This is a genomic window from Candidatus Glassbacteria bacterium, assembly GCA_019456185.1.
In the GTDB taxonomy this organism is placed as follows: domain Bacteria; phylum Gemmatimonadota; class Glassbacteria; order GWA2-58-10; family GWA2-58-10; genus JAJRTS01.
The window spans coordinates 33,134-56,163 of sequence record VRUH01000016.1; the positions used below are offsets into that span (position 1 = coordinate 33,134).

General features: G+C 57.9%; 16 protein-coding genes and 1 pseudogene (1 of these 17 cut by a window edge). 9 read left to right on the forward strand and 8 right to left on the reverse strand.

The annotated features are described in order from the left end of the window. The 4 genes and pseudogenes from FVQ81_08115 to FVQ81_08130 form a co-directional block, all read left to right on the forward strand. Window positions 1–13: pseudogene (locus FVQ81_08115) on the forward strand (hypothetical protein); it begins 644 nt to the left of the window's first position. A 71-nt stretch (window positions 14–84) separates the two neighbouring features. Beyond that, window positions 85–2,577 carry a hypothetical protein gene (locus FVQ81_08120; protein MBW7996514.1) on the forward strand — a complete coding sequence of 831 codons (2,493 nt, stop codon included), beginning with the start codon at window positions 85–87 and terminating at the stop codon, window positions 2,575–2,577. A 61-nt stretch (window positions 2,578–2,638) separates the two neighbouring features. Continuing rightward, window positions 2,639–5,914, forward strand: a complete 3,276-nt coding sequence (locus FVQ81_08125; protein ID MBW7996515.1) for a hypothetical protein — start codon at window positions 2,639–2,641, stop codon at window positions 5,912–5,914. Continuing rightward, window positions 5,914–7,194: a PorV/PorQ family protein gene (locus FVQ81_08130; protein MBW7996516.1), complete on the forward strand. Its 1,281-nt coding sequence runs from the start codon at window positions 5,914–5,916 to the stop codon at window positions 7,192–7,194. The genes FVQ81_08125 and FVQ81_08130 overlap by 1 nt, the downstream gene beginning before the upstream one ends. A 97-nt stretch (window positions 7,195–7,291) precedes the next feature. On the opposite strand, the gene FVQ81_08135 is transcribed toward FVQ81_08130, so the two are convergent. From FVQ81_08135 to FVQ81_08170, 8 genes are all read right to left on the reverse strand, one after another. Continuing rightward, complete coding sequence (locus tag FVQ81_08135) at window positions 7,292–8,326, reverse strand: Gfo/Idh/MocA family oxidoreductase (GenBank protein MBW7996517.1); 1,035 nt, start codon at window positions 8,324–8,326, stop codon at window positions 7,292–7,294. A 47-nt stretch (window positions 8,327–8,373) separates the two neighbouring features. After that, entirely contained in the window at window positions 8,374–9,243 is an 870-nt protein-coding gene (locus tag FVQ81_08140) for a hypothetical protein (protein MBW7996518.1), read from the reverse strand. A gap of 81 nt (window positions 9,244–9,324) precedes the next feature. Then, the gene (locus tag FVQ81_08145; GenBank protein MBW7996519.1) at window positions 9,325–10,224 is read right to left on the reverse strand and encodes a cation transporter; all 900 of its coding nucleotides are present in this window, start codon (window positions 10,222–10,224) and stop codon (window positions 9,325–9,327) included. Window positions 10,225–10,423: 199 nt separating this feature from the next. After that, a complete protein-coding gene (locus tag FVQ81_08150) occupies window positions 10,424–11,689 on the reverse strand; it encodes an MFS transporter (GenBank protein MBW7996520.1) in 1,266 nt (421 codons plus the stop codon). Window positions 11,690–11,719: 30 nt separating this feature from the next. Further along, window positions 11,720–12,427: an outer membrane beta-barrel protein gene (locus FVQ81_08155; protein ID MBW7996521.1), complete on the reverse strand. Its 708-nt coding sequence runs from the start codon at window positions 12,425–12,427 to the stop codon at window positions 11,720–11,722. A 154-nt stretch (window positions 12,428–12,581) separates the two neighbouring features. Further along, on the reverse strand, window positions 12,582–13,535 hold the full coding sequence (locus tag FVQ81_08160; GenBank protein MBW7996522.1) for a nucleoside hydrolase: 954 nt from the start codon (window positions 13,533–13,535) through the stop codon (window positions 12,582–12,584). 15 nt (window positions 13,536–13,550) lie between these two features. Continuing rightward, entirely contained in the window at window positions 13,551–15,404 is a 1,854-nt protein-coding gene (locus FVQ81_08165) for a prolyl oligopeptidase family serine peptidase (GenBank protein MBW7996523.1), read from the reverse strand. 374 nt (window positions 15,405–15,778) lie between these two features. Continuing rightward, window positions 15,779–16,453 carry a DUF1080 domain-containing protein gene (locus FVQ81_08170; GenBank protein MBW7996524.1) on the reverse strand — a complete coding sequence of 225 codons (675 nt, stop codon included), beginning with the start codon at window positions 16,451–16,453 and terminating at the stop codon, window positions 15,779–15,781. 180 nt (window positions 16,454–16,633) lie between these two features. On the opposite strand from FVQ81_08170, the gene FVQ81_08175 reads away from it, so the two are divergent. The 5 genes from FVQ81_08175 (at window position 16,634) to FVQ81_08195 (ending at window position 23,029) form a co-directional block, all read left to right on the forward strand. After that, window positions 16,634–18,868: a family 20 glycosylhydrolase gene (locus tag FVQ81_08175; GenBank protein MBW7996525.1), complete on the forward strand. Its 2,235-nt coding sequence runs from the start codon at window positions 16,634–16,636 to the stop codon at window positions 18,866–18,868. Between the two features lie 357 nt (window positions 18,869–19,225). Continuing rightward, on the forward strand, window positions 19,226–20,353 hold the full coding sequence (locus FVQ81_08180; protein MBW7996526.1) for a hypothetical protein: 1,128 nt from the start codon (window positions 19,226–19,228) through the stop codon (window positions 20,351–20,353). A gap of 81 nt (window positions 20,354–20,434) precedes the next feature. After that, the gene (locus FVQ81_08185; GenBank protein ID MBW7996527.1) at window positions 20,435–20,767 is read left to right on the forward strand and encodes a hypothetical protein; all 333 of its coding nucleotides are present in this window, start codon (window positions 20,435–20,437) and stop codon (window positions 20,765–20,767) included. 579 nt (window positions 20,768–21,346) lie between these two features. Beyond that, window positions 21,347–22,054 carry a hypothetical protein gene (locus tag FVQ81_08190; GenBank protein ID MBW7996528.1) on the forward strand — a complete coding sequence of 236 codons (708 nt, stop codon included), beginning with the start codon at window positions 21,347–21,349 and terminating at the stop codon, window positions 22,052–22,054. Between the two features lie 279 nt (window positions 22,055–22,333). After that, window positions 22,334–23,029: a hypothetical protein gene (locus FVQ81_08195; protein MBW7996529.1), complete on the forward strand. Its 696-nt coding sequence runs from the start codon at window positions 22,334–22,336 to the stop codon at window positions 23,027–23,029. The last annotated feature ends 1 nt before the right edge of the window (window position 23,030 follow it).

A 23,030-nucleotide genomic window follows, 5' to 3' on the forward strand; every position in this document is an offset into this window, starting at 1 on the left:
GTTGACGGCGTAACTGTCCGCAACTACACCGCCGACCCGTTCCGCACCGGTACTTTCTGGGTCTGGACGAGCGAGGACGGCCAGTTGAGTGAAGATACCACCCCGATGGAGTTTTCCACCAGCTCGGTGGAGCAGGTGGATATTATTACCGGTGGCTTCCAGGCCGAATACGGTAACGCCCAGAGCGGTATCATCAATATCGTGACCAAGGAAGGCGGGCCGGACCTCAGGGGTAATATGCGCTGGACAACCGACGAGGTTAATCCGCGCACCTCCGATTACGGCTACAACCAGTTGAATACCAGTGTTGGCGGCCCGGTGCCGCTAATCTCTAACTTCCACTTCCATCTTTCAGGTGAACTGCAGGGAATGGAAGACCTGAGTCCCACTCACGCCGACGAGGGTTTCCGCGGCGTTAACCAGGAATTTGTCGACCGGCTGAACTGGGCGGTGCGTAACGATCAACAAGTTTACGGTGATCCCGAGTGGTGGATAAACGCGGGATATGACGAGGCTCGTCCGGCATTCACTCTCGAGGAGATGCAGTTCGCCCGCGAGGTCTGGGCCGAGAGGATGGGCGAGGAGTTTTTCTCCGGCCATCCGTGGGTTTCACAGGGACTCTACAATCCCACTAACCCGGTGCGGATTCCGGATAACTGGCAGGACCGGATGCTCTTCAGCGGCAAGCTGACATATTCGCCGGTCCGCGGTCTGAAACTGTTGCTGACTGAAAACTTTTCGCGCACTCAGCGCCAGTGGCCCTCTGAAAGCGATCCGTACTGGCGCCAGGGCTGGGTGACTCCGGATATGCTGGGAAACCGCATGTGGTCCACCCTCAAGGGCGACATTATTTCCGGTCCCGACACTTTCGCTTACGTCCCGATCGGGCTCGGCCGCCGCACGCGCACCGCCACGTTCATGGGCGGAGTGAACTGGGATTTCTACCAGAGCTCGGAGCGCAGCGCCTCGGTGCAGGTGCGCTACATGGACATGAGGACCCAGGATATCAACACCTCGAACATCAAGGAGAACTGGCAGCGCGACCCCCAGTTCCTCTCTTTCAACCTCCACGACATCCCGTTCATGGTCGAGACGTACCCGGGCAGGGACCACATAGCCAACCCCGAGGACGCGGCATGGTACTATACCGACGGTACGGGAGTCTGGAACCGCGAGCACATGTACTGGACGCCGTTCGGTTACTCCGACGAGTCGCAGCTCTATTACCTGAATTACAGGTACCTGCGGGAAGAGCAGCAGAACCTGAAACTGGATTTCGAGTTCCAGATCGACCGTTATAACCGGATGAAGTTTGGTTTTCAGGGAATAATCTTCGACAACAACATGTTCCAGGTCCGCCAGTCGCCCAGGCGGTTGGACAATGAGTTCGACTACAGGCCGCGCATTATGGCCCTTTATGTGCAGAACCGTACGGACCTCGGCGACTTCGTGTTCGACTACGGACTGCGCTGGGATCAGTTCCAGCCGCGCGACAACTGGGCTTTCCGCAACAACGACCAGTACGGCGAACGTTACTTCCCCGAGAACCAGAGCGAGATTTCGCCCCGGTTCAACGTGGCGTTCCCGGTTACCGACAAGGCCCAGTTCCGCTTCAGCTACGGTGTGTTCACCCAGCTGCCCAGCTTCGCCTACATCTTCAGCGGGTCCAATCCCGGCGGACTGGGTTACTCCAGGACGGACGCTTTCGAGGCTGGAACGAGTTACCTGCTCTCCGACGACATGGTCGTGGATATAACCGGCTATTACCGCGATGCTGACGGCAACGTGTCTCAGGGCTCGTTCTTCCGCGACTATACCCAGGAAGTCACCAACCGCTGGGTGCGCGGTATCCAGGGAGCCTGGACAAACAGCGACCGCAGCAACATCAAGGGATTCGACGCCACGCTGCGCAAGCGTTTCAGCAACAACTACTCGCTGAACCTGATCTACACCATGCAGTTCTCCAGGACAAGCGGGTCGAGCTACCAGGCGTCCACGGACGACGAGCTGCGGCCCTCCCGCGAGGACAGGACTCACCAGCTGTCGGCTCATTTCAGCTATATGACCAACGACGACGTGTTCGCCGGGACCTGGGCCAACAAGGTGTTCAAGAATCTCAGGGCTTACCTGCTGCCGAGCGTGTCGAGCGGCAAGCCCACCGGTGTCTATGTTCCCTATAGACCTATAAGCGGCGGGAGCCTCAACCGCCTGCGCGGACGCTGGGATTACAACATCGACCTCAGGCTCAACAAGGAATTCAACCTTGCGGGCAGGAACAGGATCAGCGTGTTCACGGAGATCTACAACCTGACCAACCGCAAGCTGCCGCAGCGGTATCCCAGCGGTTATTCTTTCCAGGGTTACCGGTACGTGACCGGTGGTGTGGTATACGAGTGGGACACTGCTCCGACCAACGCGAAATTTCTGTTCACTCGTGATTTCGACGGGGACGGTGTGCTCACCATCGATGAAGCGGCCAGGGGAGCAATTGCCGACGCCTTCGCCAGGGGAACCGACAACTGGAGGAGCTGGGGCAGGGCGCGCCAGATCAGGAGCGGTATCGAGTTCAGTTTCTGATCCTGACTCGGACAATTGTACAACTGTACGTCTCTTTTGAATCGACGGGAGAAAGATTATGTTGAAAACCAGCAGAATATTTTTCACCCTGGCCGCTGTTGCCCTGGTGCTGGGTCTGGCCACCGATGGCCTGGCTCTGCAGAGCAGGGACAGAATATCTCAGGGCAACAACTTCGGCTTACACATGAGGCTCGGCTCGACAGTTTTCGCGGGCACGAGTGAATATCCTCGCGGGTCGGGGAATATCATCCCGACTTTCGAGGGTGGATGGGGACACTTCCTGGCCGTAGCCAGGGATATCGACGGCGATGGTTACGCCGAAGATACCCTCTATGGCCGCAGCCGCGGTCGTACCGTTGGCGGCCGGCGGGGTACCCTGGAATCCATGGACCTCGTATTGGAAGGTGTCGCCGCCGGCCACCGCATGGACCAGTGGATGAGTCGTGTCGAGAACAACGAGGTCTGGAGTTCCCTGGACCCCGACAACCTCGCCCGCTGGCCGGCCGAGTTCCGTGACGGGCATTCCGCAGGCGGCGAGCCGATCATGTTCGGACGCGAGACGATGGGCGCCATGCATTCGGATGCCTGGAACATCAGTTACCACCGCTCGGTCCCGCCCACCGGCGTGTCGCTGGAATACCAGTTCTATTTCCTGGATTTCGGCGAGAGCAACGACCTCGCTTTCGGGCACCTGTTCATCCGCAACATGAGCGAATACCTCAAGTACAATAACAACTCAGATTTCGTCGCTCAGGTGGCGAGTACTCCCGACGGACAGGTCTGGGACAGCTTCGCGCTGATGTATGTCGAAAACTATTTCGGCATCGGCTTCAGCACGGTGAGCATGGATGAAGGCTGGGCCTTCCATCCCGCCCGCGTGATCAAGTGCATGGTTGACCAGAACGGTCTGGAGAGCGGGTTCACCAATGGCGGTATGGCTTTCATTATCGGCTACACTCCGCTGAAGAACATGGAGTTCAATGGTGATACCACCTACCTGTCCAATACCACCAACTTCCGCTGGAGCGCCGATTTCGGTATCTCGACGGCACAGGACATGGGCACGCGCTCGGACCCCGGCCATACTTTCCGCTGGGCCACCTGCCTGCAGCCCGACGGGAGCGAGCGGGACATCTCCGACTTTTACGGCGACGAGATCAGCCCTTACACCGGCCGCCGGCTTTCCGGCAACCCCGGTGTGATCGTGCCCTCCGACGACCGCTACAACCAGTGGTTGTGGGGCCGCCAGGGCCGGATCAATTACCACGCCTGGAGCGGACTGCACCAGTTCGGCCCGCGGGATACGACCTTCACCGATTTCGCGATCATGGCCGCTTATCCGACCAACCCGCCGCTGGTGATGTTGCCTAACGACATCGCCAACATCGACGATCCGAACATGCAGGTCCAGCTCGTTCCCCTGGAGAGGATGCAGGACGTGGCCCAGATCGTTTACGGCGGCGCCTACATCCTGCCGCAGACGCCGATTCCGCCCCCGATGACAGTCGTGCCGGGCGACCGCCAGGTGACTATCACCTGGAGCAACGTCAACCTCAACACTCCGGATCAGTATTACTACTTCATCCAGGAAAATCCTGAAGTCGATCCCAACGGTGTATACCGCGAGTACGATTTCGAGGGCTTCCGGCTCTACCGCAGCTACGTGGGACCCAGCGACGCCCATGCGGAGATGCTCTGGGAGGGTTCGATCGGCGGCGGTAACCTCGGTTTCAGCTACCTCGACACCAGTGAGAAAGACGATCCTTACTACCGGCTGCGTAACGGAATTAAGGTCTGGTACGCGCTGGTGCCGTTCGACCGGAACAACGATCCGGCTACGGGCGAATCGTTCAGCCTGCCCGATCCGGATCAGTCCAAGACCTGGAACAGGACGTTCCCGCCCAATTACTTCACGGTCCGGCCCCGTTCCGACGCGAGCAACTTCAGGCCCGCCGAGGTCAAGAGCTTCAGCTACAACGGCAGCGGCGGCAGCGTTACCGCCAGCGATTTGCCGGAAGTGACACTGACCGGCGCGGACGGTGTGCTGACCCAGGCCCCGGTTTACCTGACGCCCAAGCTTACTGATGTCGTTGTGGTTCCGGTGCTTGACGAGAAAATGACCTCAGACTTTACGACTTTTCTGGCGATCACCGATATGGGACCGAACGGCGAGAGGGCTGGAAGAAGAACCGCGGCGCTGGTCGATGAATCGGGAAATCTGGCTTCCGGGGAGAAGCAGTTCATCGTCCGCCACTACGGCGACTGGAGTGACGGTAAAGTATCGTTTGCCGGTGACATGAGTGCAGATGGAGCCACCTACGAGGTGCAAGGCACGTTCGACTCCCGTTACAGACGGGGCGCGGGCACGTTCCAAGTCCAGCTGGATGTGAGCGGCGCCTCCGGTTCCGACATCCAGATAATGGGCGGAACATGGGGTTTCGACACAAGAGGAACGGTCTATAATACCAACGGTACCTGGCACGCCTTTACCCGCACCGGCCGCTACGAGATATCGTTGCAGGCCTCCGGCAGCAGCGTCTCGGTCAGCTCGGTTAACGAGACTGTCCGTGGAGCTTCCCTGGGGTTCACCCCGTATCTGGACGAGGAAGGCTGGGGCTTCGTACCCACGGATCTTTCACCTCGTGATATTACTCAGGATATGGGAGCAACTTATCCCGGTTACAAGAACGTGGAGCCGCCCCAGTCGACACGTTCACTGTTGCTGGTGCAGTCAGTGGATACGGATGGCGTAGAGGAAATCAATCTCTATGTGGGTGGTGTATTCTTGAACTTCTCGAGTATCACCGCGGTGCCGAGCGGCGCGATGACGTTAATCACCGCATACGGTGACTGGAACGACGACGACGACGAGTTCACCCAGCAGCCCGGTCCAGCTTTCCTGGGCGACAAGTGGAAGATCGAGGTCAAGGGCAGCACCATGAATCTCGAGGATATCGAGCTGTCGAAGATCCGGGTTGTGCCGAACCCCTATATCGCCACTTCGATGCTCGACCAGTCGGGCGGCAACCGCAGGATCGATTTCGTCAACCTGCCTGACCGCTGCACGATTCGGATCTACTCGCTGGGCGGCAACCTGGTCAACGTGCTGAACCATATCGGTTCCGGCCGGACCGGTTGGGGCAACTTCACCGACCTGGATAACATCCAGCCGGACAACACCCCGCTGGTGTTCACAGGCTACGACAACCACTCGGGTACCGAGGCCTGGAACATGAAGAACCGTTTCGGGCAGACCGTAGCCAGCGGACTGTATTTTTACCACGTGACGGACGAACGGGGAGAAACGCACACGGGTAAGTTCTACATCGTCAACTGATGCAGACGCGGTGTGACATGCTTACTCGGAAATTGTTCCTCCCATTCAAGAGTATATGGAGGTTAGTTATGTTGAGAAAGATGGCATTAAGAGCCATAACGACCGCTGGCGTACTCCTCGCGTTCGTCGCCTTGCCTCTGCTGGGACAGGGTATCGAGCGTAAGGAATACACCGGTCTGGACAAGTATCCCACGCAGGGACGCCAGGACGCCAGCAGTTCGGTGGGTGTCCGTGCTGCGGAGTTCCTGACCATCCCGGTCGGGGCGCGCGGAATCGGTATGGGCGGCGCCTGCTCGGCTGTGCTTGACGACATTTCCGCAATCTGGTGGAACCCGGCCGGCCTGGGCCTGATGGACCAGCGCGAGGTGATGCTGACGGTTGTGGACTACACCTTGGACCTGTCCTACAGCTATGCCGCCTTCGCAACGCCGATCGCCGACAACGTGATGACCATCGGCGTGTTCGCCGGCTATCTGGATGTTCCTGATGAGGAAATCACAACCATTACCAACCCCAACGGGACGGGTAGTTTCTACAACGCGTTCGATTTCCAGATGGGCGTCAGCTTTGCTTACAACCTGTCGGACCGGTTCGTGGCCGGGATGAACGTTAAGTACATCCATCAGGACTTCTTCCAGAACATCGCCGGTAACGCGTTCGGCATCGACGCCGGTGCGATTTACCACACCGAGTTGGCCGACAGGGAAATCCGCTTCAGCTTCGCGATCCAGAACCTCGGCACCAACATCACCATGAAGGGTGAGACGCTGAGGATCGGTGTCGGGCCAGAGGCGCTTGGCGGCGGCGTGCCCGATGGATACGGGGACTATTCCACCGATCCCTTCGCAATAGCGACCCGTTCCGACCGCGATGCTTTCCGCGCGACGCACACCTACCGTCTGCCGACCACGGTGAAAATCGCGCTGGCCTATAACCTCTACACCGGCGAGGCCGCCAACTGGCTGGCCAGCGCCGAGGTCTGGCGAAACAGCAACATCCCGATCAGCTACACCGTCGGCACGGAGCTGAACTACAATTTCACTCCGTTCCTCTCCGGTGCGTTCAGGACGGGCTGGATGATCCAGACCGACGAGTTCACCGCCAGCCAGGACGCCCTGGGTTACGACTACCTGGGCGAGGACCCCACCTGGCGCGGACTGAGCTTCGGCGGCGGTATCAAGCAGATCTTCGGCAGCAGGGCGGTCAGTTTCAACTACGCCTACCAGAACAAGGGCCGCCTGACCGCCGACAACTTCTTCAGCCTCCAGTTCGGGTTCTAAGTCCCGTTCTGATTCGAAGCGAAGAAGCGTAATAAAAACCCCCGGTCTCGGACATCGAGACCGGGGGTTTTTCTTGCTAGCTCTGTTGAGCTGAATTTTACTGCGGGATTTCCACCTCGCGCCTCGCCTCGGCAGCGCGGTAGATCGTGTCGATCAGCAGCCCCGTCCTGCGCGCCTCCTCGCCGCTGACCGCCGGATCGCGGCCGGTGCGCACAGCTTCGCAGAAATCGGCGATAATGGCTTCATGGCCGCTGGTGTCTGTCACGGCCGCGCCGCCCGCGCCGGCGCCGCTATGGATAGCCTCGGCGCTCCTCACTTCCGGCCGGTCAACACCCTCCACGTCCCAGCGTTCGATCTCGTCGTTGATTGTCAGCACCGATCCCCGCTCTGTGTGAATCTCGAGCCGGACAGGGTAGCCGGGGCTGGTAACCGTGCTGGCGACTATCGTGCCGATCATCCCGCCGGGCCAGACCAGAATCGCGGCCCCGTGGTCCTCGACCTCGATCCCCGTGTGCGCCAGCAAGCCGGTTACGGCCTGTACTCTGGCGGGAAGGCCGAAAAACCAGGTGATCGTGTCCACGTTGTGGCTGGCCTGCTGGATGAACGGCCCGCCCCCGTCGACAGCCCTGGTTCCGCGCCAGGCTCCGCTGTCGTAGTAATCCTGCCCGCGCAGGAATTTGACACTCAGGTCGGCAGCGTAGAGCTTGCCCAGCGCACCGCTGTCGAGCAGTTGTTTCATCGCGATATTGGCCGGACTCATCCTCCGCTGGAAGGCCACGCCCAGCCGGACCCCTGCCCGGCGGCAGGCGGCGATCATCCCGTCCATCTTATCCAGGGTCACATCCAGCGGTTTCTCGGTCAGTACGTGCTTGCCCAGCGCGGCTGCGGCCAGCGTGTCGCGGTGATGGAGGCCGTTGGGCGTGGCGAGCATCACGGCGTCGTAGCCGGTTTCCAGCGCCTCCAGGCTGTCCGCCGACTCCCCGAGGGAGTGCTCGGCTGCGTATTCGGCCGCCCGGCCCGCATCGCGGCTGACCACGCCGACGATTTCAGCCTGGGCAACTTTCGAGGTGGCGGCAACATAGGTGCCCGCGATATTGCCTGTGCCGACCAGAACGAATTTTACGGGTTCCATCCACGAGACTCCTTAGCAGTTGGCTTGGAAAAATGAAAAAAGCGGATTCAGACCAGGGACACGCGTTCTTTTGCCGCCGCGGCTGCCGCATCGATCGTGTAGCGGACGTTCAGCACGGGCTGATCGTCGTACTTGGGAAACATGCCGACCACCACGCAGTCGGTGGGCTTGATCCTGGCGAACGCCCACTTGAACATGTCGGCCACTTCCTGCTGGGAATCCGCCTTGCGGCTGCAGGCAAGGATCTTGTAAGCCAGGCACATGCGGGGGGTCTGCTGGATAAATTTACAGATCCGCGGCGGGTCGTCGGGAAGGAACTCCTCCTCCTCGAATTTGCCGGTCACCACCGCGCTTTCGCGGGGATTGCGGGCGAGATTGTAAAAGGGAGTCATATAAAAATCCAGGTCCCAGTCTTTGCTCTCCACGTAATCGAATATCTCCGGAATATGGGCCGCCATCCCCACCTGCACACCGGTGTCCCGCATGGTTTTGAGGTAATCCCGCACGTAGTCGATCCGTCCCTCGCGCCAGTACTTGTCAGTCTCGGTGCCGTGGAAATAGATCCCCTGCGCTCCGAAAGCGGCGATCATTTTGATGTTATGATGAATGTCGCTCATCTCGCTGGCGGTCTGGGCGATAAACTGGATATCCTCGCCCCGACGGCGCATCAGCTCCAGGCAGTGAAAGATGCGGTGGTAGTCGCCACGGCCCTGGAAAGTGTTGATCCCGGCCCCTTTGCAGCGGATCAGGGTTTCCACGATGCGCTCAGGGGTGAAATACTGCTCCATCTCCCGGTTCATGTCCTCAGAATAATGGCTGTTCCAGACAAACGGATTTCCACCCACAATCAACCGGGTCACCCGGTGCGGGCCGAACTGCACCGTGGGCAGCCTGTCGGTTTGCTTGTTATCGCTCATGGCCTGTCGTCTCCATCCGGTCTCCGTGTATTTCCGGCCGTTCCGGCTGTTTCCCTGATTGGAGCCGAGACTCCGGCAGTGCTATCCGTTCCCGTCCGCAGGCTCCACGTGGACAGTGACGTCGTAAATGTTTCCCAGCTCTGCACCGACAGCCTTTTCCACCGCGCTGGCGATCCGGTGGCCCTCGTGGACCGTCAGGTCAGGATCGACCTTGATGTGGAAGTCGGCGATTATCTGGCCGCCCAGATACCGCGCCCTGACCTTGTGAATCCCGCTCACTCCGCCCTGGGCCAGGGAGACTTCCCGTATCCGCCCGATCACATCCGCGTCCGGCGCGGTGTCGATAATCCCATGAAAGGCAGTCCAGGCGATATTGACCCCGATCTTGCCGACCAGGATGGAAACCCCTATCGAGGCCAGAGGGTCGAGGACCACCAGCGACTGATGCAGACGGGCCAGCGCAATCGCCGCCATGGCGAACAGGGAGGTCAGCGCATCGCTGCGGTGGTGCCAGGCGTTGGCCACCAGAGCGCCGCTTTCCAGTTTTCTGCCCACCTTGAGCGTGGCGCGAAACAGCCATTCCTTGGCCAGGATGCTCACGCAGGCCACGACCAGTGTCAGCAGCGACGGTGAAGCGACAGTCCCTCCGCCCAGGGCCCTCAGCGCCGAGACTACCATCCAGCCCGCGAATGCGACCAGCAGGCCGCCGGTAATCATCTCCGCTACTGTTTCTATTTTCTTGTGCCCGTACGGATGGCTGGCGTCGTAAGGCTGGTTGCCGTAATAAAGTCCCAGCGCAACCACCGCGTCCGTGACCAGGTCGCTCAACGAATGCAGCCCGTCGGCCACCAGCACCCGGCTGTTGCCGTAGATGCCCGCAGCCACTTTTGCCGCCGAGAGCACGACATTGACCGCCGCGCTCACCGCCGATATTTTCAGTCCTGACGACAGGTGGCTGTCACGCTCCTGATCACCCCCCATCTTCCTCAACCTTCCATGTCAGCGTGGTAATGAACAAAGATTATCCATTTACCTGCCAGCACCGCCGGGAAGCCGTTGGCCGGTTTGCGAAATGGCAGGAAAACCGGCGCGCCCCGGCACTCATTAAAATGCCGGAAAAACGGCTGTTAGTCAAGGGATGGCGGTTTGGAGAGATGAATCCGCGACCGTGGAAAAACTTTCAGCCCTGTGAAAGCGCGGTCCTGGAACCGCTTTCATGAACCGCGCGGAGGCGGAAGACACCGGCTGCGGCAAGCAGCAGGATGAGCGCCAGGCTGTAAAATATCCAGCCCATGCCCCACATGTCGCCGATCCAGCCGCAGACAGGAGCCGCCAACGCGCCGACTCCGAGGTTGAGGCCGAACTTGACCCCGTAACTGGTACTGCGCCATGCCGGGGGAGTGGCGCGGGCCAGCATCTGGTTTTCGAGCGGCTGTCCGGAAAAGAAGAAAAAGAAGAAGATACACATCCCCAGGATCAGCGGCCAACCGCCGAACATGGCAGCTATCAGCAGCATAGGCGCGTAGACCGGCACAACCCAGTTGTAGAGCTTGAACGGGTCGACCTTGTCCGAAAGATGGCCGCCCCACATCTGGCCCAGCCCGCCGATAGTCAGGGCGATTGAGGCGAACAGACCACCGGCCACGACCGCGCTCAGCGACTCGACCTCGAACCGCTCGCCGATAAACTTGGGCAGATAGGTCATGACTCCGCGGTAGACGAAGCCGAGGACGATCATGATCCCGTAAAGCCAGAGCAATGTCCGGCGCGTGGAGGCCTCGATCGTGGGCCGAACTTTGTTGCCGTGCTCATCGATCTCGTGATGGGCGATCCTGATCGGGAAGAACAGCATCGCCACGCCGCAGAGCAGGCTCAAAACCGCGGGTAGAGCGAACGCCGTTTTCCAGCCGAACCTGACGCCCAGGAAACCGGCCAGGAACGGGCTGATCGCCAGGCCGACGCTGCCGAAAATGCCGTGGATCCCCATCACCAGGCCCTTGCGTCGCACACCCATCGAGATCAGTCCCAGCCCCGAAGGGTGGTAGAGGCTGAGAAACAGTCCAAGCGCGGCCAGGGAGCCGGCGAGCTGCCAGACGGAATTGGAGATCGAGGCCAACAGGCAGCTGAGGGCCGAACCGAAAAAGAAAAGCAGGAAAATCCGGTAACTGTCCCAGCGGTCGGAGAGGAAGCCGGCGGGAAAACTGCCCGCACCGAGCATAACGAGACCGGGAAACACCAGCACTCCGGCCTGAGCCAGACTGAGATCGAACTCCAGCAGCAGCAGAGGCAGGATACCGGCGTAGATCAGCTCCATGACGTGCATCATCCCGTGGCCGATACTGGTAAGCCAGATCACCCGCCGCTCGTAGGGATAGTCTCCGTTGGCGGTATCACCGTTATTCGAGGCGGTCTCGTCCAGAGGATTTGCTGTGATTTCCACACTCATCGAAAATGGATGGTCCGTTCAATCAGGGTGCTAAAAAGTCAGGTAAACACCGATTCTCGCCTGGACGATATCCGTGGCCGTACGAACCGTACCGTAGCGGATCGTGGCGTTTTCGAGCCGCTCTATGGAGCCTTTTTTCAGATATTCGGCCTCGCCGCCTTTGACATAGCTGAGCTTGATATCCAGCAGGGCCTCGCGAAGGTCCACCGCCGGAACGGAATCCTTGCTCTGCCAGAGACGTATTTTCAGTCCACCGCCGAAGCCGAAATTGTAGGTGTAGTCGTTGAAATTGGTGCTTTCGGCAATCGGCACGGAGGGCAGGCTGCGGTTTTCGATCTTCGTCTTGGTCGCGATATAAGTCAGCCCGCCATAAACCTCGGCATACGGACGGAACGGGCCGTTGCGGAGGCCGACAGAAATGCCCGGACTGAAATGTATCAGGTAGTTGTCGGTAATCACGTCCACGAAGACGTCGGGGATAGTATAGCTGAACGGTTCCACCCGACGTTCGCGGCCGTAATTGAGGTAGTTGACATCCAGAAAGACAGTGGCCTTGGCAGGGGAAACCTCGCCAAAGCTCCAGCCCACCCGTCCGCCGCCACCCCAGGCGAAATCGACCTCATCCTGGAAATCGCCCGAGGGCCAGCCGAGTGAGAGACCGAGACCGGCTTCCAGACGGGCGGAAGCAGGCGAGGGAATCAGCAGAACCGCCAGCACCAAGATCAATAACCCGCGCATCGTGTGCTCCCCAAAGATTAAAGGTTATCGTGCAAGAAAGTCCGCGACAGCGCTGAAGCTGTGCGTGAAGTGCACCAATATAGACAATTCATGGATTATTACAAGGTTTGGGGGCTAGGCCCGGGCCGTGACAGGCCCGGGTTCGCAATGCGAGTCAAAGGCGCATGTTGTTCTGTGTCAATAGTCTGCGGGTCAGCCAGTCAATAAAGCGGGCGGTGGAAATGTTGATCCCGATCTTGCAGTTGGGCGGCTTGCTCTCATCCACTACCGTGAAGCCCTCATCGGTAACGCGTACATGGGCCCGGCGGAGTTGGACGAACTCGTCGGTGAATGCCATCGCTACCGCCACCGGGTCGAACAGGGTGGGGTCGCGTCCCTCGGGATTGGGGAGCGACCACAGGGTATAGAGCGCCGAGATCGCGTCGGTAAGCGGCGAGTTGCGGTAAAGCAGTTGGAGGCGGCGGTCCCTGTCGAACTTGACCATGGTGGTGACATCGAGTCCGGCCAGGGTGATCGGCACGCCGCTGGTCATGAACAGTTGCGCGCTCTCCACATCGGCGCGGACATTCCACTCGGCGCTGGGCCGCGGTCCGCGGTCATAGCCCATGTAAAACGAGCCGAACATCGAGTACACTTCCCTGACCAGTTTCCAGGCCCCGGGGTCCTTGCGGATCACATCGCCCAGATTCGTTACCGGCCCTACGCTGATAATCGTTATCTGATGGGGGTACTTTTTGAGCAAGCGGATGATGAAATCCGCCGCGGACTCATCAAGCGGGCGGCAGCGGTCGAACCCGTCGCCCCAGTTGATCTGGAGCGGACGGTTATCCCCGAGTCTGGTGGCCCTGCCAACCGCCACCGGGATCGTGTCCTGTCCGGCCTCCCACAGCATCCGGCAGCTCACTCTTCCCCGTCCCTCGGTGGGTCCGTCGCCCACCGTGATCCCCAGCACCTCGAACTCCGGGCTGATCTGGACCAGCGCGTGGGCGAACGCATCGTCGATATCGCCGCCGAGGTCCGTGTCGAAGATGATTTTTTTGGCCGCCCGGGCGCTGCCGCTGAACAGCAGCAGGGCCGCGAGCAGCACGGCTGCTTTGAGCCTGATCATCGGTCCTCCGTTTTCTCAGAGCCACTTGTCGAAAAATTTCACGAGTTCCTCGAACATCGGCCGGGTAAACGAATGCTTGCCCGGCGGGCGAAAGGCAACCAAAGCATCAGGCACACCGGCCTGTTTGTACACGGGACGGACTTTCTCCAGCAACTCGCTCACTCCCTCTTTCGGCATCCCGATATCGTCCAGCGGCGCGGCGATGAAGTACGGCCGCGGGGACTGGGAGGCCACCAGTTCCGGCATGTCGAAATGCTGCAGGATACGGGGGAGCCACCAGTAATGGCCGTGGTAACCGGGCGTGCCGATCTCGAGCATGTGCCGCAGCGTGCCGATGCCGCCGCAGAGGGGCGCGGCCACCGCGAACCGCCGGTCGACTGCCGTAGTATAGAACGTGGTGATCCCGCCGAAACTCATGCCCGTGCAGCCGATCCGCTGCGGATCGACATCTTCCAGCCCGGCCAGATAGGTGAGCGCCTGGCGGATCTCGTAGGTGTGGATCCCCTGACTGGTGAATCCACGGATAAGAGCGGCCTTGCTTTGCTTATCGCCGGTGCGGCCGCGGTCACCCAGGCCCCGCTGGGTCATCGCCAGGGTCACATAGCCGCGCCGGGCAAGCTCGGCGGCCCAGCCGATCATCCGGTTGTGCTTAGCCGTCCGGCCGATCGAGACATACTCGCCGATCCCGAAATCCGGCCGGGTGAGCACGATCCGGTCGCCGCCGGTGCCGGAAAGGCAGATTACGGCGGGCAGGCGTTTGCCTTTCGCGTTTACGGGCCGGCAGAGATAGGCCGGGACCCATTCGCCGAAAATGGTCGGCCAGCGGACCTCCTGGCGCGTGTATCCCTCAAACCGCTCCACCTCGCCCTCCACCGCCTGCACTCCGGGCGGATCGGGATGCACGTTCAACACCCGGCAGAGTTCCTCGCGGATATCAGAAACCTCCGGCGCGGCGTCGGCCACCTTGCCGTAGAACTCATCCCACAGCGGAACAGGTCCGCCATACACATTTTCCGCCAGACCGGTCGCCACTTTGATCGGGCCGTATGTTTTCGAAAAGTCGAAATTGCCGCGCTCATCCAGCGACGGGGCCGGGGAGTCAAGCCAGTTCACCATCTCAGGATGAGCCAGAGCGGTAACTGCGGTGAGGTCGGCCAGGTTGAACGGCTCATCCATCGGCCAGCGGTTGGTCATCATCAGCAGGTGAAGGTAATCTCCCAGCGGGCTTACTCCCCGCAGGGCGCGCGCGCTGTGAAACTTGGTCTGGAACAGCACGTTATTGCCGCACGGGATATAAAGCAGCTTGACTCCTGAACTGAACAGCACGCGCGCGGCAGCCAGGTCCTGCATCATGTTGTGCTCGTCCCCGTCCCCATCCGGCCAGCCCACCCCGCCCAGCCAGGCGAAAGTAACCCTGTCGGCGATCCCTGGATCGAGCAGAATCGCGCTGGCCAGGTTGGTTGCCGCGCCGATTCCCAGCACCACCAGTTCGGTATCACCGGCAGCCTTGCTGCGCTCGATAATGAACTTGACCGCATCGCTGGCCACCGGAGTATCAGTTCCGGGCAGCGGTCGGTCGGCACCCTTGAACACCGGGATACCCCTGGCTCCGGCCATACCCAGCAGATGGTGGATTTCCAGAAAATTCTTTTCCGAGGTCCCCTGTCCGTTGTGTACCGAGGTGAAACCCTCGATAGCGAAATACTCGGGGCTCAGCAGAGCGTAGGCAATCGCATGCTGATCGTCGCGCTCGCAGGCGGCGTCGGTGTCGATAATCACCCTGAGCGGAGCGCCAGCCAGCATCACCGGCAGCAGCAGAGCAGCCAGCATAACCATCAGGCCGAATGAGAATTTGAGTTGATTATCCATTTCGCTGCCTGCCTTCCGGGTTAGTGATAATCCGGGTAACAGCCGGGGAAATCTTGCGATCGCAAAAGCTGAAAGACGCGGGCCGGCACCCTTTTTGCTAAAACGCTTAAGATTAATGGATTGCAATCAAGGTGCTTGCGCAAAAAGGGTGCCGGCCCGCGTCCTGTCTCGGCCTGAAATTCACCGAAATGGTCCCAGCGGAAATCCTCGCCCGAATGGAAATTCTGGCGATCTTCCCGCCGGAACGAATATTCGTACCCCGTGCAGTAATCCGTTAGAGTACGGTAGGCGTCATTTAATTCCTGTTGTTTTTGACGGGCCAGTTTCTCGTTTTCCCGGCAGAGATCCGGGTGCCGGCGGCCGTGAGGGTTACGCTAGTTAAGCTCCTTGACTGCGATCTTGCGGAACAGCACCTTGCTGCCTTTGCGCCAGTTCTCGCCGGGATGGACCTGTATCGCTATCGTGCCGCTGTGAGGCACCACCGGAGTGCCGTCATTTTTCAGCACGCCCTGGTAGTCGTTGATCTTCTCGCCGTTGAGCCAGATCTGGATTCTGGGCGGCTGGCTTTCGATCCGGACCCTCATCGCGTTGTAGTCGAACGGGTCCCACAGGCTGAAACCGCGATAACAATGCTGTGCGAACCCGCCGCCGAGGGGAATGTAGACCGCGCCGATCTCTCCCTGGGGGCGATGGTCGATCGTGATCTGGTAGGACAGTACGTTCGGCTGGACGCGCAGGAACAGCCCGGAGTCTTGGGGATACGTGGTCTTGACCTCGGCGTATACCTCGAAATCGCTGTACATCTTGTCGGTGGCAAGCAGGCCGCCTTCTCCCGCGGGCCACTGGTCCCCGGCAATCGCGCCATCGATAATCTCCCACTGGCCGTGGTCGTTGTAGCTTGTCAGTTTGGACCAGCCGTCCAGCGTCTTCCCGTCGAAAATGTCCACGAACCCGGTCAGGTCGGTTTCGTGTTCGGCCGCACGCGGGTTATCGGTGATCGGCATACAGGTAAAAATGGCAGCGATTGTCAGGATTGCAGGTATCCGCATTGATCTTCTCCTGTGCAGGTTTGCCGGGCAAAAAGGTGGCGAATGAACTGTATTTTTGTTATGATAGTTGATAACTATCGGATGTGCAAGGTAAAGTAATACTGGCACTTCCGCCGTCTTACGCAAATAAACTGACTGAGCTGGTTTTTCGAAATATTTACCGAACGGAGGAGTAGGAAGATGAGCAAGCTGAGAGTCTCAACTTTGGTGATCGTAACTTGTGCACTGTATTGGGTCACGAGCGCGTCAGCTTTTGTTACGGAACTCCGTCAACGCGGCTACGCGCTGATCCCCGCTCCTCAGCAGGTAGAACTTCAGGCCGGTGACATTTCTCTCGACGGGTCGTGGGGGGTAACGGCAGAGGGGGTGGCTGACGGGGATATCGCGCGGCAGAGGCTTATCGAGGGAGCGCAAGAGCTGCATGGCCTGAAGTTTGGGGGTGAAGGCTCAGGTAAAGTAGTGCTGGAAATAGCCGCCGGGACCGTAACCGGCGTTGATGACCCCGCACTGCTGAAGCAGGGCTATCGCCTCACGATCGCACCCGGCAGGGTGGAAATCACCGCCAACGAGGCCCCGGGCCTGTTTTACGGGGTCCAGAGTTTCCTGCAGTTGCTGCGGTCCGGTGCCGATGGCGGTTACAGCCTGCCCGTGGGTACGATCACCGACTGGCCCGATCTCCAGCTCCGGTTCGTCCACTGGGACACCAAGCACAACCAGAAACGGATCTCGACGCTCAAGCGCCTGATCGACTGGCTGGCCTATTTCAAGGTCAACATGATCGGCTTCGAGATGGAAGACAAGTACGAATACCCCAGTCATCCGATAATCGGAGCGCCCGGAGCGTACACCAAGGAGCAGATGCAGGAGCTGACCCGCTACGCTCTGAAGCGTCACATGCAGCTGGTCCCGGTAATCCAGAGTCCGGCCCACATGGCCTATGTGCTCAAGCACGAGCAGTTCGCCCACCTTCGGGCCGATGGTTCAAACTATCAGGCCTGCATGTGCGACCCCGAAGCGATCGAGCTGATCTTCGACATGTATGACGACATGATCGAGGCCACGCCCGGTGTGGAGTATTTCCATGTCTCGACCGATGAAGTCTACTATGCGGGGATCTGCGGTAAATGCGACCGGGAGTACAACGCTGAGAACCGCAGCCAGGCCTGGATCGATTTCGCGCTCAAGGCCCATGAATTCCTCAAGGCCCGGGGCCGCCGGATGCTGGCCTGGGTCGAGTACCCGCTGTTCGCCGAACACCTGCTGCAGCTTCCGCCGGACTTGATCGACGGCGTGATGGGCGGTGAACAGGATTTCCTCGATATGGAGGCCAAAGTCGGGATCAGGCAGCTGGCCTACAGCAGCACCCAGGGCGGAGAGTACCTGTTCCCCAACCACCTGCCGACTGTCTACCGGGGACGCTACACCAGGGGTCGGGTTGAGGGCAATGCGGGCACGGTTGTCCGCGGCCTGGAAATGGGCGCCAATCCGATCGGATCGTTCGCCGCGGCGTGGGATGACTCCGGGCTGCACGAGGAGACATTCTGGCTCGGCTGGGTCTCGGTAACCCAGTACGCCTGGACCCACAAATCGCCGACACCAGAGCAGACCGTGGCTGATTTCATGGACGCGTTCTACGGACCCGGTCACGGCGACATGGTGGAGGTATACAACCTGCTCACAGAGGGTGCGCGCTTTTTCGAGGACGGCTGGGAGAGGATTGTCAGCAGGGAGCGCGATCCGGGTTACGGCAACAGCTACGGGCCCGGTGTCGGGACCACCCGCCGCGACCAGCTGCTCTTCCCGCCCTCGCTGCCAGACCCGGCCAGCCTGAGTATCGAGGCCACGTTCGAGAGTAAATACGCCGAGCAGATCGAGGGCGCCGGGGAGCTGCGGACGAACAACGACCGGCTGATCGCCCTGCTCAACCGTAACATGACCAAGCTGCAGCGCAACCGTTACAACCAGGAAGTCTATCTCAGTATCGCTCAGCTCGAACGTCACTTCATCGAAACCCTGCTCCAGCTCGACAGGGCCGAGAAGTCGCTGCTCTCGGCGGCTGCGGCGGCAGCCGAGGGCAAGCACGGCAACGCGGTTGCCAACCTTGTCGGGGCCAACAACACGGTGGCCGGGCTGCTGGAAAAGCGCGAGTGGATGTGGAGTAATCTGAAAACTGTCTGGGAGAAAAGCCGCTACGAGAAAGGGCGCAGCGTGGACGGCCGGGATTTCGTCCACGTGCTCGATGACGTGAAAGACCACTGGGCCGACCGCCGCAAGGGGCTGGACTACATGATGGCCCCGTTCCAGCGCATGGAGCTGCCCGCCTGGCGCGACAGCCTGGTGAAGATTATCAACGTCTACGCCGAGAGCCACGGTGTGCCGGTGCAGGGGCTGGCCGTGCCCCGGCTGGAGGACTGACCCGGCAAAGTACCTGTGATTGCACGTGGGGCGAAAGATGGAAACGGGAGACCCGAAGTGTCTCCCGTTTTTTTATCGACCCTGCTGCTGTGGGTGATTTGCACCGCCAGCGGTGGGGGAGGGGACTCAGGGGCGGAAAAGCCGGCCCCGGCGGCTGGCCTTGTACATTGGCAGAAAAAAGTCTCTAACTCCCGCCAGTCAACAAACTTGTCGATCTTCTGAAGAAGAGTATCGCTTCTGTGATACTGAAATTGGAGGAATAATTTACTAAAAAGCCGACACTATTAATGTGAAGACACGGCACTTTTGGTTAGCTGCAATAATGTTCCCTTTTTTTCCTTTCAAACCGGAGACATCATGATTGTACTGGACCGCTCTACAAAAATCGGACTGTCGTTTTTATTTTTGTTACTCTTTGCTGGTGCTGCAAAAGCTCAAACAGATGTCATTGACTTCGAGTCCGGGCGCTGGGTGTTCCTGGGTTCTGATACCAAAGTAGAGAGCTACCTCGGGGAAAAAAGCCTTACCGGCAGAGCCTATCTCGAAGGTGTGGAGTTTGAAAACGGAACCATCGAGTGGGATATGGCCGTTGAGGGAAGCCAAGCCTATGCGGGGATTTATTTCAGGATGCAATCCGAAGCAGATCATGAATTGTTCTACCTGCGCCCCCAGGCAACCGATAAGTTCGATGCCCTGCAATATATGCCCCAATTTAATGGATTGGAGGCTTGGCAGTTGTATAGCGGAGATGGATTTACGGCTGAAGCTGCTATCCCGTTCAAGCGCTGGTTTCATGTTAAAATGGAAGTTTCAGGCAAGCAGGCAAGGGTCTATCTCGACAACTCGGACGAACCGGCTTTGGTTATTGACGACCTGAAACACGGCGTCAGTAAAGGTTCTATAGGTCCCTGGAGCTACGGCAGCGGTCTGGCACAGTCTGTTCATTTTGCCAATTTCAGGTATAGTGAGGATAACGGGATTAGCTTTGAAGCCGCGCCGGAACCTAAGACTCCCGCGGGAATGATAACCGGATGGCAGCTTTCTCAAGTCTTCGAGGCGAACGGGATCGATACTGAGCTTTCCCTTGATTCACAAAAAGTATCGACTATCGCGTGGCAAGCAATCAGCAGCGAATCATCCGGTCTGGTGAATATCGCGCGTTTCCGCAAACACCCCGGAAAAAGTTACGTCCTGGCAAGGACTCTTATTCGTTCCGGAAAAGAGCAGGTAAAAAAACTCAACTTCGGATATAGCGACAGGATAAATATTTTTCTCAATGGAAAGATTTTATTTAACGGGAACAGCCAGTTTCGCTCTAGAGACCCCGGGTTCCTGGGAATCGTCGGCTTGAATGACGCCGTTTTTCTGGACCTGAAAAAGGGCGATAATGAATTAGTATTAATGGTTTTTGAAGCGTATGGAGGCTGGGGATATATCGGCCGGTTGGAAGACATGGAGGGCCTTGAACTGCAAAGCGCAGACTAAAGTTTGCATTTACCAGACAAAGATTGAAATTGATTTTCGAATCCAACCTGAAGTGTAAAATTTGAGGGGAAGGAAAATATTTTGCGCAGATCACTTATCTGGTCAGCCACGGCAGCAATGTTCTTTGGGATGTTCGGTATTTCCCGGGCCACGGAAAAAATAGTTCCCTTAACCTCGCCTGACGAAATCGAGTCTGTTAACGTCATGGCTGAAGCCGTCGAGTATCATGGCAAACGCGCGCTTCGTCTGACTTCGACGACTAAGGAGTCCGGCACTGAAACGCTCGGGATCATCCCGGAGCTTGAAATCGATGACGGGATTATTGAAGTGGAATTAGCAGGCGAACCCGGCCCCGGAACACAACCGACGCATTGGGGGCTTTGTCGGCATCGCGTTTCGCGTCAATCCGGATGATCCGCAGCATTACGAATGCTTCTACCTGCGTCCGTCAAACGGCAGAGCCGATAACCAGCAGCAGCGGAACCATTCCTGCCAGTATGTTTCGCATCCTGATTATCCGTGGCACAAACTACGAAAGGAGTACCCCGGCAGATACGAATCATATGTCGATCTGGTTCCAGGAGAATGGACGAAATTGAAGATTGTCGTAGAAGGCAAAAAAGCGCAGTTGTATGTAAACTGCAGCGAGCAGCCATGCCTGATTGTTAATGATCTGAAACATGGCAGGTCAAAGGGCACCGTGGCGTTATGGATAGCGCGCGGTACGCTCGCCCATTTCCGGAATCTGACTGTCAGTCCGCTGCCGTAGCCAAAGTAATTCTCCTTCCAGAGGACCGTTGAAAAAACAATTAAAGCCTAGATTGGAGGGATTGCCTGTTTATCACAACTATTTAAAATTAGATAGTTGGCGTAGAGACAGCTAGTTTTTCCAAACACTGGGATTATTTCAAAGGTCTCGGCTAGTAACAGGTATTGCCGAATCAATACGGAAGATGTATTATGAGATAGTGACCTGAGTGAGGGAGAGCTGGATTGAGCGCACACTATCGGAAAGAGTTCTCTATCCTCCTGCTGGCGGTGTTTTGTACCGCCTGCGGCGGGGGAGCGGACTCAGGGGCGGAAAAGCCGGCCCCCGAGGCCCGGATGCGGCAGCAGACCGGGCTTAGCGCTCTGCATGCGGATACGGCCACCTCCCTGATGGATACCCGCCCGCCGATCAACAAGTATAATACACCCTATCTGTTTCCCCACGAGCACCCCGACCTGCCGGAGCCTATCGCCGACTGGCTGAGCGAGCGGGGGTACGTGATTCCGCAGAATATACCGGAACACTTCCCAGATCAGTTAAAGGAAGAAATGTATCCAGTTAATGTGGTAAGAGGTGAATTTGCCAGAGCTGGACAGACTGATTATGCTGTGTTGAGCACCGATGGGAAAAAGACTTGTATATTCGTTTTTTGGAATGCGACAGTTGATAGTTTCGATATAATAGATAAGCAGCCGTGGTATATTAATAGGGAATACAAATTTACCAGTTTGGATATGGATTGTTGTTCCTTTTATATCTGGATAGCAAAAAAGGAGTTAATATTAAGGCAACATGATTTGGCTAGTGAATATGCGGATGTACCGCTTCCTCCTATTGAGCATGATGGAATAGACTACGGGATTTACGAGTCAGGCTCAAATATCCTTTACTACTCTAACTGCGAATGGATTGTTTTGCCGGGCGCAGATTGAGTAATAGTAATGTGTCAGATCAAGTTCTGCCTATTGCATATGAACAGAACAGTGATAATGCTCTTTCGGAGTACCTATCTTATGCCTATTGGCCGTATTAAAGAGTTTTCCACCAGTTCTTTCCGGCCCCAATGGGAATCGGGATGAGTTTCTTCGTCATTCGTGTAGGTCTTGATGTATGGGTGGTTCCTGGCGGCTTAGAATTTTCTTTAATCAGTATTGCCGAATTATTACGGAAGATGTATTATATGTGTTGAACGCAACCGGAGGGATGCCGTATTGGCAGTTAATCACCATCAAATGCTTTTGGGCCTGTTAATCACCTGCCTGCTGGTAGCCTGCGGCGGAGGGCAGGAGGCGGGCCGTGAGCAGCTTACACCCGAGGCGCTGATGCAGCAGCAAACCGGGCTAAGCGCTTTGTATGCGGATACAGCCGCTTCCCTGCTGGATACCCGCCCGCCGATTGATAAGCGCAATACACCTTACCTGTTTCCCCGCGAGCATCCGGATTTGCCGGAGCATATTGCCGACTGGCTGGATGAGCGAGGCTATGTTATTCCGCAGTTAAAACCTATAACTCCAATGGATAATTTTGGTCCCAGCAATGTTGTGAGTGGAGAGTTAAACGTAAAAGGGCAAAAAGATTGGGCTGTTTATTGCACCGACAGGAAAAAGACTTGTATATTTGTTTTTTGGAATGCATCAGTTGATAGTTTCGATATAATAGATAAGCAACCTACTAGTATAGGATACAGACACCATTTCAGCAAATCAGACCTCTGGTGCTGTTCGTATCATATTTCTGTCGCTGATAGCTCTTACATCACCCGGATGTATGATTTATTTGGTTACCCAGATGACCAAGAATTGCCTCCAATCGTACACGACGGGATTGATTATGGTATTTATGAATCAGGAACTTACGTGTTTTACTACTACAATAATAAATGGCAAGTGCTTCCAGGTGCTGATTGAT